Origin of the sequence: Paractinoplanes hotanensis, assembly GCF_023717965.1 — a bacterium.
GTDB lineage: Bacteria > Actinomycetota > Actinomycetes > Mycobacteriales > Micromonosporaceae > Actinoplanes > Actinoplanes polyasparticus.
Genome location: NZ_JAMQOL010000008.1, coordinates 250,203 through 266,038, shown reverse-complemented (window position 1 = coordinate 266,038; position 15,836 = coordinate 250,203). Strand labels below are relative to the sequence as shown.

Sequence of the window (15,836 nt, the reverse complement as noted above, 5' to 3'; positions counted from 1 at the left end):
GCGCTCGAACAGTTGCTCGATCGGGGAGTCTGGGTAATATCGGCGGCCATGCCGGAACTGGACTCCGTGGCGGGTAACGCGCGACTGCTCCGCGGCCTCAATTGGGCGGGCGTTCTGCTCGCTCCCTTGGCCGCGGCTGTGGTGCTGCTCGGCCAGAGCTCCAACGCCGTGCGGTTCGCCGTGCTCGTCATCGCAGTCGCTGTCGTGCTGGTCGGCGCGTCCGCTCTGGTGCGCAGCGACCCGGTGCTGGGCCGCATGGACGTCGAGGACGCTGTGGCCGACCAGGTCGCACAGCTGCGCCGTGAACTACGGGCCGAGTTCGGCGCGGGCGGCCCCGGGACGGCCGGTGTTGTGCACGGTGGCGGCCACGGCGCGGTTCCTCACGGCGGTGGCCTCCACGGCGGAGCTGCGGTTGGCGGCGCAGGCGGGAGTCTCCACGGCGGGGCTGCGGTCGGTGGCCCGGGCGGGAGTCTCCACGGCGCTGGCAAGCAACGCGCCTCTGCTGTCGTCGCGCCGCCGCCGGCCGATGAGGAGGCGGGATTCTTCGCCGACATGCCACCGGTGTATCCGGAGGACGACCCGTTCGTGAGCCCCTCCGGCTTCCCGGGCCGCGGCAACTTCCCGGCTTCCGCCGACTACCAGGGCTCGTCCGACTATCCGGACCAGGCCGATTACCCGGGCGGCTCCGACTACTCAGGTGAGTCCGACTATTCAGGCGGGTCTGATTACCCGGGCGGGTCCGACTACCAAGGCGGCTCCGACTACCAAGGCGGCTCGGACTACCCGGTCAGGTCGGACTACCAGGACGAGTCCGACTTCTCCCGCCCGTCCGACGACTTCTCGATGCAGCCCGCCGCCCCACCGCCGATGCAGTCTGCTGGTCCGCCGGCGAGGCGACCCGCCGGCCCGCCGCCGAGGCGGCCTGCGGGTCCGCCGCCGATGGGTTCTACCGGTCCGCCTGCGATGGGCTCTGCAGGCCCGCCGCCGACGGGATCGGCCGGTCCGCCGCCCATGGGGACGGCGCGTCCGCCCGTTCCCGCTGGTGGCCGCGGCGGGATCCCGGCTGCATCGGCCGCGGTCCGCCCCCCGGCTCGCACCGGCCCGGGCATGACCACCGGCGGCCGTCCGATCGGCCCCGGCGGCCGTGAACCCGGCACTTCGACCGGAGGCCGGCCTGCCGCCGCGGCCGCAGTACCGCCGCCCCCGCAGGTTCCCCGCCAGCGCGGAGCAGCCTCCGTGCCGCCGCCCGCGCCCCCGCGAGCCTCGGCCGCCGTCCGTCCGGGCGGTCCCACCGTCTTCGGCGGTCAGCCGGAGTCACTCGCCGACGACTTCGGCGCCAGCAACGGTTACGCCGGCCAGGCGTCCGGCGTCTACGGCACCCCGCCCGGCGGCAATACCTACGGCGCCGCGAACACCCACGGCACCTCGAACGACGACTTCGACTCCGACGAGTACAACGGCTACGGCGCCCCTCAGTACGGCGCCGACCAGAGCGATTACGGCTACGGCGAGGCGGGCGGCTACGGCGAGGGCGGCTACGAACCCTCGCACGAGCCGGACGCCGCGACCGGCGACCCGAACTACAAGGCCCGCCGCCACCGCCCGTCGGCCAACGACACCAACGTCGGCTCGCTCAGCGACTTCGCCCAGTACGGCGGCTACACCCCCGACCAGGGCAACTACGGACGCCGCTAGACAACGCCAGGCAAACTGACCCGGCGACCCGGCGACCCGGCGACCCGGCGACCCGGCGACCCGGCGACCCGGCGACCCGGCGACCTACTTGTCGACGTCGCCGACCACGAAGAACATCGACCCCAGGATGGCGATCAGGTCGGGCACCAGGCAGCCCGGAATGAGCGTCGACAGCGCCTGCACGTTGGCGTAGGACGCGGTTCGCAGCTTCATGCGCCACGGCGTCTTCTCGCCGCGCGACACCAGGTAGTAGCCGTTGACGCCGAGCGGGTTCTCCGTCCAGGCGTACGTGTGCCCCTCGGGGGCCTTCACGACCTTGGGCAGCCGCACGTTGACCGGCCCGGAGAGCTGATCGACCCGGGCCAGGCACTCCTCGGCGAGATCGAGCGACACGAACGTCTGCTCGAGCAGCACCTCGAACCGCGAGTGGCAGTCGCCGGCGCTCCGGGTCACCACGGGCACGTCCAGTTCGTCGTACGCCAGGTAGGGCTCGTCGCGACGCAGGTCGAAGTCGAGCCCGCTGGCCCGCGCGACCGGCCCCGATGCCCCGAACGCGGCCGCCTGCTCGGCCGTGAGCACACCGACCCCCACCGTGCGAGCCAGGAAGATCTCGTTGCGCCGGATCAGGTGGTCGAGGTCGGGCAGTCGCGTGCGGACCGTCCGGATCGCCTCGCGCGCCCGGCCCGTCCACCCGGCCGGCACCTCTTCCTTGAGGCCGCCGACCCGGTTGAACATGTAGTGCATCCGGCCGCCGGAGACCTCTTCCATCGCCGCCTGGAGGGTCTCGCGCTCGCGGAACGCGTAGAACATCGGCGTGATCGCGCCGATCTCGAGCGGGTACGAGCCGAGGAACATCAGGTGGTTGAGCACCCGGTTGAGTTCGGCCAGCGCCATCCGCAGCCAGGTCGCCCGCACGGGCACCTCGATGCCCATGAGCCGTTCGACGGCCAGCGCGACGCCCAGTTCGTTGCTGAAGGCGGACAGCCAGTCGTGCCGGTTGGCCAGCATGAGGATCTGCCGGTAGTCGCGCACCTCGAACAGCTTCTCGGCGCCGCGGTGCATGTAGCCGACGATCGGCTCGCAGTTGACCACCCGCTCACCGTCGAGCGTGAGCTTGAGCCGCAGCACGCCGTGCGTCGAGGGGTGCTGCGGGCCGATGTTGAGCACCATGTCGGCGGTCTCGAGCCCGGCGCCGGTCCCGACCGTCATCTCCTTCAGACGGTCTTCAGTCCGGTTTTGGGTGGCGGGCGGGGCGGTTGGCTGGGCATCCGTCACAACAGCATGCTCCCACGCTCGCCGAGCCCGATGTTGTGCAGCAGCCACCAGTGGCCGCCCAGCCCCGACCGCTCGATCAGCTCGGCCTCCGCGCCGGCCGCGGCCAGCGCGCGCACGTATCCCGCCGGGTCGCTGCGTGCGAGGTCGAGCGGGGGCCGCCCGCCGTCGACTCCGAGCGCTTTCAGCGCCTCACGCTGGCGAACCAACACGTACGGCGTCCCCGCCGCGCCCGCCACTGCGTCCATCGCCACGTGCGCCGTCACATCGCAGGACCCGTCCGGCACCGGCGCCACCGACCGGCCGGACCGGAACCCGGTCAGCGTGCCCATCGGCGGCCGTTCCGCACGCCGATGCCCGTAGTCGATCGCCAGCGCGCAGCCCCGCCGCACCTGCCCGACAGCGTCGGCCCAGGCGGCGTCGCGCGGCCACCCGATCTCGGCCCGCCCCGCCTGCGGCCACCACCGCCGCAGCCAGAACAGGTCGGCCGGATCGACCAGCCCACCCAGCGACTCCACCCCGGTCGCCGGCTCGACCAGCACTTTGCGCAGTCGCCCCTCGTCGTCGAGGTCGGCGATGTCGAGCGGCACATTGTCGAGCCACTCGGTAGCGATCAAGAGTCCGACGAGATGATCCGGAATGTCCGCCCGCCACTCGATGCCGTCTGGAAGATCCGGTGGCCGCGGCGCAAGCTCGACGGCGGTGAGTCGCACCCGCTCGGGCAGCAGAGGCCGCAGCTGAGCCAGCAGCTCCCCACGCCCCGCACCCACATCAACCAGGTCGAACACCTTGGGTCGGCCCAAGGCGGCGTCGATCCGCTCGATCAGCCGCAGCAACGCTCCGGCGAACAGAGGGGAGGCGTGCACGCTGGTCCGAAAGTGATCGGTCGGCCCGTCGTCGGCACGCACGAAGAAGCCCCCGGGCCCGTAGAGCCCGGCTTCCATCGCCGTCAGCCACCCAGCTTTCACACTCGCCACCCTAGGCGCTCCACCCGGAACCGGAAGGTCCTGTGGACAACGCTTCCCGCATCGGTCATGCCTGTGGACAACTCGGCCGCTGGGCCTTGACGAGGCGTAGGTTCACCCCCCGTTGCCCCTTGGCGGGCGGGGGCTGGGGATGGCGCGATCGGAGCCAGCCGCATTGATCTTGTGGATCGGTCGGGCTGGTCCGAGTTGAGCGGTGATGGTCTTGTTCACACGGTCTTGTCACCGATGTGTTACGGCGGCGCATACTTGCCCCGACCGGTACCCCGTACTTGAGGACTGGATCTTGATATGAGCGCATCGTCGCCCCTGACTGTCGGCGTTGTGGGGGCAGGCCGGGTGGGTGCCGTTCTCGGCGCCGCCCTGAATGCCGCCGGCCACCACGTGGTCGCCGCCGCTGCCGTTTCCACCGCCTCCCGCAGCCGGGCCGCCCGCCTGCTGCCCGGCGCCGCGATCCTGCCCGCCGACGAGGTCGCGCGCGCCGCGGACGACCTCCTTCTGCTCGCCGTGCCCGACGACGCGCTCGCCGGCGTCGTCTCCGGCCTGGCCGCCACTGGTGCGCTGCGCCCGGGCCAGGTCGTGGCGCACACCTCGGGCGCGCACGGGCTCGCGGTGCTGGGCGACCGGCGCGGCATGGCCCTGCACCCCGCGATGACCTTCACCGGCACCGCCCTCGACCTCGAGCGCCTGCCCGGCATCGCCTGGGGCGTCACCACGGCCGACCGGGTCTTCGCGGCCCGGCTCGTGGCCGATCTGGGCGGCGTCCCCGAGTGGGTTGCCGAGGACGCCCGCCCGGTTTATCACGCGGCCCTCGCCCACGGGGCGAACCACCTGGTCACGCTGATCAACGAGGCCGCCGACCTGCTGCGCGCCGCGGGCATCGAGGAGCCGTCCCGCATCCTGTCGCCGCTGCTGCACGCCGCGCTCGACAACGCGCTGCGGCTGGGCGACGCCGCGCTGACCGGTCCCGTCTCGCGGGGCGACGCCGGCACCGTCGGCAAGCACCTCGATGGCATGCCGGCCGAAGCCGTGCCCGCGTACCTGGCCCTGGCCCGCCGCACCGCCGACCGGGCCATCGCCTCCGGGCGCCTGCGACCGCAGGATGCTGCGCTGCTGCTCGACGTCCTGTCCCGCGCTGCGGTGGGGAGCCCGTCATGACGTACGTGATCCACACCCGCGACGAATTGGCCGGCGTGACGAAAAGGGCCGTCACGAGGGCCGTCGTGATGACCATGGGCGCCCTGCACGAGGGCCACCGTCAGCTCATGCGCGAGGCCCGCCGGCGCGGTGACGAGGTGATCGTCACGATCTTCGTGAACCCGCTCCAGTTCGGCCCGAACGAGGATTTCGACAAGTACCCGCGGACGCTGGAGGCCGACATCGAGGCGTGCCGGGCCGAGGGCGTCGACGTGGTCTTCGCGCCCGCCCGCGACGAGGTCTACCCGGGCGGCCCGCCGTCGATCACGATGAACGCCGGTCCGCTGGGCGAGATCCTCGAGGGCGCCAGCCGCCCGGGCCACTTCGCCGGGATGCTCACGGTCGTCCACAAGCTGCTCATGCTGACCCGCCCCGACCTGGCGTTCTTCGGCGAGAAGGACTTCCAGCAGCTCGCGCTGATCCGCCGGATGGCGGTCGATCTCGAGCTCGGCGTCGAGATCGTGGGGGTGCCGACCGTACGCGAACCGGACGGCCTGGCCATGTCGAGCCGCAACCGCTACCTGTCGCCGGACGAGCGGCAGGCCGCCCTCGCACTGAGCCGGGCGCTGCGCGAAGGCGCCACCCACACCGAGGCCGAGGCCGCGCTGACCGCCGCCCGCAAGATCCTGGCCGACGAGCCCGGCGTGCGGGTCGACTACCTGGCGCTCACCGGCGCCGACCTCGGAGCTCCCGCGGCCGGTCCGGCCCGCCTGCTGGTGGCGGCCCGCGTCGGCGCCACCCGCCTGATCGACAACGTTCCGCTGACTCTGGAGAAGGCCGCCTGATGGTCCGCACCATGCTCAAATCCAAGATCCACCGGGCGACCGTGACCCAGGCCGACCTGCAGTACGTCGGGTCGGTGACGATCGACCTCGACCTGCTCGAGGCGGCCGACCTGCTCCCGGGCGAACAGGTCGCGATCGTCGACGTGACCAACGGGGCCCGTCTCGAGACCTATGTTATCCCGGGCGAGCGGGGCAGCGGCGTGATCGGCATCAACGGCGCCGCCGCCCATCTCGTGCACCCCGGTGACCTGGTCATTCTCATTTCGTACGCCCAGCTCGAGGACGCCGAGGCACGTGCCTACCAGCCGCGGGTCGTGCACGTGGACGCCGGCAACCGGATCATCGAGCTCGGGGCCGATCCGGCCGCGGCCGCCGAGGGCATGGCGGGTGGCCTGACCCGGGGCGACCTGAGCGCCACCGGGGTGGCGATTTCCTGAACGCCGCCGATCCGGTTTCGATCGCCATATGATCTGAAAACGGACATCGCGGCGCGAGGGAAGGTGTGGTTCATGCGACACCGGCTCGGGCTCGCTGCCGTCCTGGGCCTGGTGCTGCTCGCGGCCGGCTGCGGCAAGCCCGGCGGTGTCGACGGCGACCTGACCAACGGCTGGGGCGCGATGGCCCCCGCGTCCGGCTTCGAGCCGAACACCGGTGCCTGCCACAACGCCAACTTCAGCCCGGTCGGCCCGCGCGGCACCTACGAAGAGGTCGACTGCGCGGCGAAACACCGGACCGAGACGGTGTATGTCGGCACGTACGAATCGCCCGCGGCCGACGCTGACGTCCCACCCGCGGACGGCTCGGCCGGGGCCAAGGCCGCGTACTCGGTCTGCGACCAGAAGACGACGACTTTCGCCGGCGGCCCGTGGCGCAACGCCCGGCTGTGGATCGGCGTGACCCGCCCGACCGAGGCGGCCTGGAACGGCGGCGCCCGCTGGTACCGCTGCGAGGTGATCGAGCTCAACTCGGTCGAGGACGACGGCGGGCTGGTGCAGCGCGAGGGCAGCCTGCGCAACGTGCTCGCCGCCGGCACCTCGGACCTGCTGCTCACCTGCTACGCGATCCAGCTCGACGGCAACGGCGCCATCGCCACCATGCCCGCGGTGAGCTGCGCGGCCAAACACAACGGCGAGTTCGTCGGCGTCTGGTACGCCAAGGACCTCGACTATCCGAAGGACGACGCGACCTGGGCCAAGTTCCACGACGGCTGCCGCGAGCTGATCGCGGATTACGTGGGTGTGCCCAAGGACGCCGACCTGCAGTACCGCACGGGCGTGGTGTCGCTGCCGGGCGGCGCCGACGTCTGGGCGCTGGGCGACCGCGGCGTGCGCTGTTACCTCTGGCTCGACGGCGTGGAGCTCACGTCGACGGTCAAGGGCAAGGGCGTCAAGAGCCTGCCCGTGCAGTACAAGTAACGGTGACCACGAATGTCCACCCCGGCGCCGAAGTGCCGTACCGGCGGAGTGTACTGAGCGGATGTTTGTCGCCGACCTTCCGGAACTGCCCAGTCGGCTCGCCGCGCCCGAACCGGGCTGGAGCGAGACCACCGACGTGCTGGTGGTGGGTTCCGGCGTGGCCGGCCTGACCGCCGCGCTGCATCTGCGCGAGCAGGGCCTGCACGTCACCGTCGTCACCAAGGTCAACATCGACGACGGGTCGACCCGGTGGGCCCAGGGCGGCATCGCCGCGGTGCTCGACCCGCTCGACACCCCGGCCGCCCACGCCAACGACACCGAGATCGCCGGCGTCGGGCTGTGCGACCCGGCGGCTGTGCGCGTTCTCGTCGAGGAGGGGCCGGCCCGCGTACGAGAGCTGATCCGGCTCGGCGCGGCCTTCGACCGCCACGCCGACGGTTCCCTGATGCTGACCCGCGAGGGCGGGCACCGCGCCGACCGCATCGTGCACGCGGGCGGCGACGCGACCGGGGCGGAGGTGCAGCGTGCCCTGCACGAGGCTGTGCACCGCGACCCCTGGATCCGCCTGGTCGAGCACGCGCTCGTCCTCGACCTGCTGCGCGCGGCCGACGGCCGGGCCTGCGGGCTCACCCTGCACGTGCTCGGTGAGGGCTCGGAGGACGGCGTCGGCGCCATCCTGGCCCGCGCGGTCGTGCTGGCCACCGGCGGCATGGGCCAGATCTACTCCTCCACCACCAACCCGTCGGTCTCCACCGGCGACGGCGTCGCTCTCGCGCTGCGGGCCGGCGCGCTGGTCAGCGACGTCGAGTTCGTGCAGTTCCACCCCACCTCGTTCGTCACCGCGAGCGTCAACTCGGTGCAGCGTCCGCTGATCTCCGAGGCGCTGCGCGGCGAGGGCGCCCACCTGGTCGACGAGACGGGCGCGCGGTTCATGGTCGGTCAGCACGAGCTGGCCGAGCTGGCCCCGCGCGACGTGGTGGCCAAGGGAATCCACCGGGTGCTGCGGGCGACCGGGGCCGACCACGTCTATCTCGACGCCCGTCACCTGGGCCGCCCGTTCCTCGAACAGCGCTTCCCGACGATCGTCGCGTCCACCCGTGCCGCCGGCGTCGACCCGGCGTCCGAGCTGATCCCGGTCGCGCCGGCGGCCCACTACGCGTCCGGCGGCGTCCGCACCGACCTCGCCGGCCGCACGAGCATCCCCGGCCTCTACGCCTGCGGCGAGGTCGCCTGCACCGGCGTGCACGGCGCCAACCGCCTGGCCAGCAACTCCCTGCTCGAGGGCCTGGTCTTCGCGAAGCGGATCGCCGACGACATCGCCCGCGAGCTGCCCCCGCAGGCCGATCCCGCGCCGGCCGGGCCCCGCAAGGACTGGGTGGTCGCCCCCGCCGCCCGCCCCGAGCTCCAGCGCACGATGACCCGCGGCGCGGGCGTGCTGCGCTCGGCCGACTCGCTGTCGGCCACCGCCAAGGAGCTGACCCGCCTGGCCGAGCAGCGCGACACCCCGCGCAACGCCGCCTGGGAGGCGACGAACCTGCTGACGGTGGCGACGGTGCTGGTCGCGGCCGCGCGCACCCGCCGCGAGACCCGCGGGTGCCACTGGCGTGAGGATTTTCCCGGGGCTGAGGACGAGTGGCGCGGCCACCTGCTGCACACCCTCGACCGCCAGGCCCGCTTGACACAGTCCTTCGAAGAGATGGCCTGACCACAGGGGGAACGATGAACGAGTTGGACGTCGCCGAGGTCGAACTGATCGTGCGCACCGCGCTCGCGGAAGACCTGGGCTCGCCGCCGCACGACGTGACCAGCGAGGCCACCATTCCCGCCGACCAGGTCGACACGGCCGAGCTGGTGGCCAGGGCCGACGGCGTGGTCGCCGGCCTACCGGTGGCCGCGGTGGCCTTCAACGACACCTCCGGCGGCGCCGACGTCTTCGAGCAGCGGGTGGCCGAGGGCGACCGGGTCACCCGCGGCGACGTGCTGGCCGTCGTCACCGGCCCCACCCGGGCTCTGCTCACGGCCGAGCGCACGGCGCTCAACCTGCTCAGCCGCATGTCCGGTGTGGCCACACACACCCGCCGCTGGGCCGACGCGCTGGCGGGCACCAAGGCCACCGTCCTCGACACCCGCAAGACCACGCCGGGCCTGCGCTACCTCGAGAAGTACGCGGTGCGGATCGGCGGCGGCACCAACAAGCGCATGGGCCTGTACGACGTCGCCATGATCAAGGACAACCACAAGCTGGCCGCGGGCAGCATCACCGCCGCCTACCGCCTGGTCCGCGAGCGGTTCCCCGAGGTGCCGGTGCAGGTCGAGGTCACGACGCTGGCCGAGGCCTGCGAGGCGGTCGAGGCCGGCGCGACGTTCCTGCTCTGCGACAACATGACGCCCGACCGCCTGCGCGAGGTGGTGGCCGAGGTGGGCGACCGCTCCGAGCTCGAGGCCACCGGCAACCTACGCTTGGAGACGGTCGCCGAGTACGCGGCCACGGGCGTCAACTATCTCTCGGTGGGCGGCCTGACCCACTCGTCGCCCATCCTCGATATCGCCATGGACCTGCGCCCGCGTTAGGGGCGCAACGGGGCGCGGCGGCGACCGGTCGGGACGACCTGGAACCATGGACGAAACCCCCTCTGGAGGATTTCCGTGCTCCTCTGCATCGACATCGGTAACACCAACACCGTGCTCGCCACGTTCGACGGTGACAAACTGGTCCACAACTGGCGGATCAAGACCGACGCCCGATCGACCGCCGACGAGCTGGGCCTGATGTTCCGCGGCCTGCTGGCCGGCGACGCGGTCGAGATCACCGGCGTCGCCGCCTGCTCGACCGTGCCGGCGGCGCTGCGGAGCCTGCGCACCATGCTGGGCCGCTACTACGGCGAGCTGCCCAACGTGATCGTCGAGCCGGGCGTCAAGACCGGCGTGCAGCTGGCGATCGACAACCCCAAAGAGGTGGGCGCCGACCGGGTGGTCAACACCCTGGCCGCGCACGCCCTCTACGGCGGGCCGTCGATCGTCGTCGACTTCGGCACGACCACCAACTTCGACGTCATCAGCGAGAAGGGCGAGTTCCTGGGCGGCGCGTTCGCCCCGGGCATCGAGATCTCCTTCGACGCCCTGGCCGCCCGGGCCGCCCAGCTGCGCAAGGTCGAACCGGCCAAGCCGCGGTCGGTGATCGGCAAGAACACCGTCGAGTGCCTGCAGTCCGGCATGTACTTCGGCTTCGCCGGTCAGGTGGACGGCATCGTCAGCCGCATGATCGACGAGATCGGCCCGGTCAAGGCCGTCATCGCCACCGGCGGCCTGGCGTGGCTGGTCAAGGACGAGTGCCGGACGATCACCGCCCACGAGCCGATGATCACGCTGATCGGGCTGCGGATGGTATATGAGCGGAACGTTTAAGTAGGCCTGAGTAGGCTCTTGGGGCATAATCCACTCGTACAGAGAGTCGTGCCGTGACCGAGCAGAATGTTGCCGTCCCTGATCCCGCCGAGGACCTTCCCGAGCAGATGCGGGTCCGCCGGTCGAAGCGGGACCGGATGCTCGCCGAAGGGGTGTCCCCCTATCCGGTGTCCGTCCCTCGGACGGCGACGCTGAAGCAGGTCCGCGAGCAGTACGCCGACCTGCCCGTCGACGCGGCCACCGGCGACCAGGTGTCGATCACCGGCCGGGTCATCTTCGTGCGCAACGGCGGCAAGCTGTGCTTCGCCACCCTCCGCGACGGTGACGGCACCGAGATCCAGGCCATGCTCTCGCTGGCCAAGGTGGGCGAGGAGCGCCTGACCGACTGGAAGCAGCTGGCCGATCTGGGCGACCTGATCTCGGTCACCGGCGAGGTGATCACCAGCCGCCGCGGCGAGCTCTCCGTCCTGGCCGACTCGTGGGCGATGAGCGCCAAGGCCCTGCGGCCGCTTCCGGTGGCCCACAAGCCGCTTTCCGAAGAGACGCGGGTTCGCCAGCGCTATGTCGATCTGATCGTCCGGCCCCAGGCCCGCGACATGGTTCGCACGCGTGCCACGGCCGTGCGCAGCCTCCGCGAGTCGCTGTTCCGCCGCAATTATCTCGAGGTGGAAACGCCAATGTTGCAGTTGCTGCACGGCGGCGCCACGGCCCGGCCCTTTGTGACACACAGCAACGCCCTCGACACCGATCTCTATCTGCGGATCGCGCCGGAACTGTTTTTGAAGCGGGCCGTCGTCGGCGGCATCGATCGCGTCTTCGAGATCAACCGCAACTTCCGCAATGAGGGCATGGACTCGACGCACTCGCCGGAGTTCGCGATGCTCGAGGCCTACCAGGCGTACGCGGACTACAACGTCATGCAGCAGCAGACGCGCGAGTGGATTCAGGAAGCCGCGTTCGCGGTCGCCGGGTCACACATCGTGACGCACTTCGACGGCGCCGAGTTGGATCTGAGCGGCGAGTGGGCATCGGTGACTCTCTATGGATCTCTCTCCGTGGCGCTCGGCGAGGAAGTCACCCCGTCCACCGATATCTCGCAACTGCTGCGTTATGCCGAAAAGCACGACCTTTCCGTCGATCCGAAGTGGGGCCCGGGCAAGCTCGTCGAGGAGCTGTTCGAGCACCTCGTGCAGCACACACTCCAGGCGCCGACGTTCGTGCGGGACTATCCCGAGGAGACCGCGCCGCTGACCCGCGCACACCGGGAAACTCCAGGTCTCACCGAGAAGTGGGACCTCTACGTCTCCGGTTTCGAACTGGCCACCGCCTATTCCGAGCTGGTCGACCCGGTCGTGCAGCGCGACCGGCTGCTGGCCCAGTCGTTGCTGGCGGCCGGGGGCGATCCCGAGGCGATGCAGCTCGACGAGGATTTCCTGCGGGCCATGGAGTACGGAATGCCGCCCACCGGTGGCATGGGAATGGGAATCGATCGCCTCTTGATGGCGCTCACCGGCCTGGGCATTCGGGAAACGATCCTCTTCCCGCTCGTCCGCCCCGAGTAAGCATCCGGAGATAGCATGACGGGATAGCTCCCGGTCAACGTGCGAGGGCGCCGGAACGGGCCCGTGCCGGAAATGTTCTGACCGCCATTGACGGACGATGCCGCTGTGGCGTTATTGTCTGTGCGTCGCATTGGGGAGAACCTGTGTTCGGGAGGATAACGGCGCGTGGCCAAGCAGATCATTCACAAGCTGGTCGATGACATCGACGGAGGCGACGCCGACGAGACGGTGAAGTTCGCCCTCGACGGCATTCAGTACGAGATCGACCTCTCGGAGAAGAACGCCGCCAAATTGCGGGAGCTCTTCGACCCGTACGTGGACGCCGGATCCAAGGTCGCCCGCGGCGGTGTGGTCGTGGGTGGCCGGGCCGCCCGCGGCCGGGGCGGCGCGACCGCCGACCGGGAGCAGAACAAGGCGATCCGGGAGTGGGCAAAGAAGGCCGGCAAGGACATCTCCGACCGGGGTCGTATCCCACAGGAGATCGTGGACGAGTTCCACGCCAAGGGCCCGGGGCGCAACTGACCCACGAACTTCCAGCCCCCGGACAGATGCAGCAGGGCCCGTCGCACCTCGTGCGGCGGGCCTGTTGCTTTTCGCTCGCTCTTCGGTCGTCCGCCGTAGGGTTATCCACAGGCGGGGACGACGTTGTCCACAGCCTGTGGATGGTCGTTCCCGCGATTTCGCTGTCCGCGTAGCCGTTCCACTGGGGGAACAGCGGCTGAGCGTGCGAAGTTGGCTAAATCAACGTTGCGGAAGGTTTCGAGGGGCCACGAGGGCCCAGCAAGACCGCCCGGCGGCGATAGAGTTGTCAGTACGGGTATCACCGATGCCCGTGCGCTGGCCCCGCCAGTTCACATGGCGCACGGCACGTGAGGAGCACGAGGGCATGTTCGAGCGGTTCACCGACCGAGCGCGACGGGTTGTCGTCCTGGCCCAAGAAGAGGCCCGGATGCTCAACCACAACTACATCGGGACCGAGCACATCCTGCTCGGCCTGATCCACGAGGGCGAGGGCGTCGCCGCCAAGGCCCTCGAGAGCCTGGGCATCTCCCTCGAGGGGGTGCGGCAGCAGGTCGAGGAAATCATCGGCCAGGGTCAGCAGGCGCCGAGCGGGCACATCCCGTTCACGCCCCGCGCCAAGAAGGTTCTCGAGCTGTCGCTGCGGGAAGCGCTGCAGCTCGGCCACAACTACATCGGCACCGAGCACATCCTGCTCGGCCTGATCCGCGAGGGCGAGGGCGTCGCCGCCCAGGTCCTCGTGAAGCTGGGCGCCGACCTCAACCGGGTCCGTCAGCAGGTCATCCAGCTGCTCTCCGGCTACCAGGGCAAGGAGCCGGCTGCGGCCGGCGCGGCGGCGGGCGAGGCCGCGCCGTCGACGTCCCTGGTGCTCGACCAGTTCGGGCGCAACCTGACCCAGGCCGCCCGCGAGGGCAAGCTCGACCCGGTCATCGGGCGCGAGAAGGAAATCGAGCGGGTCATGCAGGTGCTGTCCCGCCGCACCAAGAACAACCCGGTGCTCATCGGCGAGCCCGGTGTCGGCAAGACCGCGGTCGTCGAGGGCCTGTCCCAGTCGATCGTCAAGGGCGAGGTGCCCGAGACGCTCAAGGACAAGCAGCTCTACACGCTCGACCTCGGCGCGCTGGTCGCCGGTTCCCGCTACCGCGGTGACTTCGAGGAGCGCCTGAAGAAGGTCCTCAAGGAGATCCGCACCCGGGGCGACATCATCCTGTTCATCGACGAGATCCACACCCTGGTGGGTGCGGGCGCCGCCGAGGGCGCGATCGACGCCGCGAGCATCCTCAAGCCGATGCTGGCCCGCGGCGAGCTGCAGACCATCGGCGCCACCACCCTCGACGAGTACCGCAAGCACCTGGAGAAGGACGCCGCTCTCGAGCGCCGCTTCCAGCCCATCCAGGTCGGCGAGCCGTCGCTGGCGCACACCATCGAGATCCTCAAGGGCCTGCGCGACCGCTACGAGGCCCACCACCGCATCAGCATCACCGACGCGGCCCTGGTCGCGGCGGCGACGCTGGCCGACCGCTACATCTCCGACCGCTTCCTGCCGGACAAGGCGATCGACCTGATCGACGAGGCCGGCGCCCGGATGCGAATCCGCCGGATGACCGCGCCGCCGGACCTCCGCGACTTCGACGAGCGCATCGCCCAGGTGCGCCGCGACAAGGAGTCCGCGATCGACGCGCAGGACTTCGAGCGGGCCGCGCAGCTGCGCGACAAGGAGAAGCAGCTGCTGGGTCAGAAGGCGCAGCGCGAGAAGGAGTGGAAGGCCGGCGACCTCGACGTCGTGTCCGAGGTCGACGACGAGCAGATCGCCGAGGTCCTGGGCAACTGGACCGGCATCCCGGTCTACAAGCTGACCGAGGAGGAGACGTCCCGGCTGCTCCGCATGGAAGATGAGCTGCACAAGCGGGTCATCGGCCAGGAGGACGCGGTCAAGGCCGTCTCCAAGGCGATCCGGCGCACCCGGGCCGGCCTGAAGGACCCGAAGCGCCCGTCCGGCTCGTTCATCTTCGCCGGCCCGTCCGGTGTCGGTAAGACCGAGCTCTCCAAGGCGCTGGCCGAATTCCTCTTCGGCTCGGAAGACGCTCTGATCCAGCTCGACATGTCCGAGTTCCACGACCGCTACACGGTGTCCCGTCTCGTCGGCGCCCCTCCCGGTTACGTCGGTTACGACGAGGGTGGCCAGCTGACCGAGAAGGTGCGTCGCAAGCCGTTCTCCGTGGTCCTCTTCGATGAGATCGAGAAGGCCCACCCGGACGTCTTCAATACGCTCCTGCAGATCCTCGAGGACGGCCGCCTGACCGACGGTCAGGGCCGCATCGTGGACTTCAAGAACACGGTCATCATCCTGACCACCAACCTCGGCACGCGGGACGTGGCCAAGGCGGTCTCCCTGGGCTTCCAGGCCTCGGAGGACGTCGAGAGCAACTACGACCGGATGAAGGTCAAGGTCAACGACGAGCTGAAGCAGCACTTCCGCCCGGAGTTCCTCAACCGCATCGACGACACGATCGTCTTCCACCAGCTCCGCCAGGAAGAGATCCTCCAGATCGTCGACATCTTCACCGCTCGCATCGAGGGTCAGCTCAAGAACAAGGACATGGGTCTCGAGCTGACCGACAACGCCAAGAAGTACCTGGCCAAGAAGGGCTTCGACCCGGTGCTGGGCGCGCGGCCGCTGCGTCGCACGATCCAGCGCGACCTGGAAGACACCCTCTCCGAGCAGATCCTCTTCAACGAGCTGCGCCCCGGCCAGATCGTGGTCGTGGACTGCGAGGGCGACCCGGAGAACATCGAGAAGTCCAAGCTGGTCTTCAAGGGCGCCGACCGGGGAATCGCGGTTCCCGACGCGGTTCCGGCCGACCTCGGGGCTACGACCACCGAGGAGTAGGCACCACGTAGTTCACGACAACGGCCCGGCTGCGACGCAGCCGGGCCGTTGCGCGTCCCGGGGCGACATCCGGGAAGGAGCCCGCGCACGCGTCGGGGGGAACGCGTACGCGG

General features: G+C 70.5%; 13 protein-coding genes. 11 read left to right on the top strand and 2 right to left on the bottom strand.

The features are described 5' to 3' along the window. Nucleotides 1–48: 48 nt before the first annotated feature. Entirely contained in the window at nucleotides 49–1,695 is a 1,647-nt protein-coding gene (locus LXN57_RS07360) for a chromosomal replication initiator protein DnaA (RefSeq protein ID WP_251797250.1), read from the top strand. A gap of 84 nt (nucleotides 1,696–1,779) precedes the next feature. Here the strand turns inward: LXN57_RS07360 and LXN57_RS07355 are convergent, their stop codons facing one another. Together LXN57_RS07355 and LXN57_RS07350 are read right to left on the bottom strand one after the other, a co-directional pair. After that, nucleotides 1,780–2,904: an NADH-quinone oxidoreductase subunit D gene (locus LXN57_RS07355; RefSeq protein WP_251797249.1), complete on the bottom strand. Its 1,125-nt coding sequence runs from the start codon at nucleotides 2,902–2,904 to the stop codon at nucleotides 1,780–1,782. A 62-nt stretch (nucleotides 2,905–2,966) separates the two neighbouring features. Further along, on the bottom strand, nucleotides 2,967–3,935 hold the full coding sequence (locus LXN57_RS07350; protein WP_438872844.1) for an SAM-dependent methyltransferase: 969 nt from the start codon (nucleotides 3,933–3,935) through the stop codon (nucleotides 2,967–2,969). A 306-nt stretch (nucleotides 3,936–4,241) separates the two neighbouring features. Here LXN57_RS07350 and LXN57_RS07345 point away from each other — a divergent pair, with 306 nt between their 5' ends. From LXN57_RS07345 to LXN57_RS07300, 10 genes are all read left to right on the top strand, one after another. Continuing rightward, on the top strand, nucleotides 4,242–5,108 hold the full coding sequence (locus tag LXN57_RS07345; protein ID WP_251797248.1) for a Rossmann-like and DUF2520 domain-containing protein: 867 nt from the start codon (nucleotides 4,242–4,244) through the stop codon (nucleotides 5,106–5,108). Then, a complete protein-coding gene (gene panC, locus LXN57_RS07340) occupies nucleotides 5,105–5,932 on the top strand; it encodes a pantoate--beta-alanine ligase (protein WP_251797247.1) in 828 nt (275 codons plus the stop codon). Before LXN57_RS07345 ends, panC begins: the two co-directional genes overlap by 4 nt. After that, nucleotides 5,932–6,369: an aspartate 1-decarboxylase gene (gene panD, locus LXN57_RS07335; protein WP_251797246.1), complete on the top strand. Its 438-nt coding sequence runs from the start codon at nucleotides 5,932–5,934 to the stop codon at nucleotides 6,367–6,369. Before panC ends, panD begins: the two co-directional genes overlap by 1 nt. A 72-nt stretch (nucleotides 6,370–6,441) precedes the next feature. Next, nucleotides 6,442–7,347: a septum formation family protein gene (locus LXN57_RS07330; RefSeq protein WP_251797245.1), complete on the top strand. Its 906-nt coding sequence runs from the start codon at nucleotides 6,442–6,444 to the stop codon at nucleotides 7,345–7,347. 61 nt (nucleotides 7,348–7,408) lie between these two features. Beyond that, complete coding sequence (locus LXN57_RS07325; RefSeq protein WP_251797244.1) at nucleotides 7,409–9,052, top strand: L-aspartate oxidase; 1,644 nt, start codon at nucleotides 7,409–7,411, stop codon at nucleotides 9,050–9,052. Between the two features lie 14 nt (nucleotides 9,053–9,066). After that, nucleotides 9,067–9,918 (top strand): carboxylating nicotinate-nucleotide diphosphorylase, encoded by an 852-nt coding sequence (gene nadC, locus LXN57_RS07320; protein ID WP_251797243.1) that lies wholly within the window; start codon nucleotides 9,067–9,069, stop codon nucleotides 9,916–9,918. A gap of 75 nt (nucleotides 9,919–9,993) precedes the next feature. Continuing rightward, complete coding sequence (locus LXN57_RS07315; RefSeq protein WP_221378249.1) at nucleotides 9,994–10,752, top strand: type III pantothenate kinase; 759 nt, start codon at nucleotides 9,994–9,996, stop codon at nucleotides 10,750–10,752. Between the two features lie 53 nt (nucleotides 10,753–10,805). Continuing rightward, on the top strand, nucleotides 10,806–12,314 hold the full coding sequence (lysS, locus tag LXN57_RS07310; RefSeq protein WP_251797242.1) for a lysine--tRNA ligase: 1,509 nt from the start codon (nucleotides 10,806–10,808) through the stop codon (nucleotides 12,312–12,314). A 165-nt stretch (nucleotides 12,315–12,479) separates the two neighbouring features. Next, nucleotides 12,480–12,836 carry a histone-like nucleoid-structuring protein Lsr2 gene (locus tag LXN57_RS07305; RefSeq protein ID WP_221378251.1) on the top strand — a complete coding sequence of 119 codons (357 nt, stop codon included), beginning with the start codon at nucleotides 12,480–12,482 and terminating at the stop codon, nucleotides 12,834–12,836. 364 nt (nucleotides 12,837–13,200) lie between these two features. After that, on the top strand, nucleotides 13,201–15,723 hold the full coding sequence (locus tag LXN57_RS07300) for an ATP-dependent Clp protease ATP-binding subunit (protein ID WP_251797241.1): 2,523 nt from the start codon (nucleotides 13,201–13,203) through the stop codon (nucleotides 15,721–15,723). Nucleotides 15,724–15,836: the final 113 nt, after the last annotated feature.

What these genes read in the sequence shown, in the direction of transcription:
- LXN57_RS07360 (WP_251797250.1), top strand. Translation starts at nt 49, where the DNA reads ATGCCGGAACTGGACTCCGTGGCGGGTAACGCGCGACTGCTCCGCGGC.
- LXN57_RS07355 (WP_251797249.1), bottom strand. Translation starts at nt 2,904, where the DNA reads ATGACGGTCGGGACCGGCGCCGGGCTCGAGACCGCCGACATGGTGCTC.
- LXN57_RS07345 (WP_251797248.1), top strand. Translation starts at nt 4,242, where the DNA reads ATGAGCGCATCGTCGCCCCTGACTGTCGGCGTTGTGGGGGCAGGCCGG.
- panC (WP_251797247.1), top strand. Translation starts at nt 5,105, where the DNA reads ATGACGTACGTGATCCACACCCGCGACGAATTGGCCGGCGTGACGAAA.
- panD (WP_251797246.1), top strand. Translation starts at nt 5,932, where the DNA reads ATGGTCCGCACCATGCTCAAATCCAAGATCCACCGGGCGACCGTGACC.
- LXN57_RS07330 (WP_251797245.1), top strand. Translation starts at nt 6,442, where the DNA reads ATGCGACACCGGCTCGGGCTCGCTGCCGTCCTGGGCCTGGTGCTGCTC.
- LXN57_RS07325 (WP_251797244.1), top strand. Translation starts at nt 7,409, where the DNA reads ATGTTTGTCGCCGACCTTCCGGAACTGCCCAGTCGGCTCGCCGCGCCC.
- nadC (WP_251797243.1), top strand. Translation starts at nt 9,067, where the DNA reads ATGAACGAGTTGGACGTCGCCGAGGTCGAACTGATCGTGCGCACCGCG.
- LXN57_RS07300 (WP_251797241.1), top strand. Translation starts at nt 13,201, where the DNA reads ATGTTCGAGCGGTTCACCGACCGAGCGCGACGGGTTGTCGTCCTGGCC.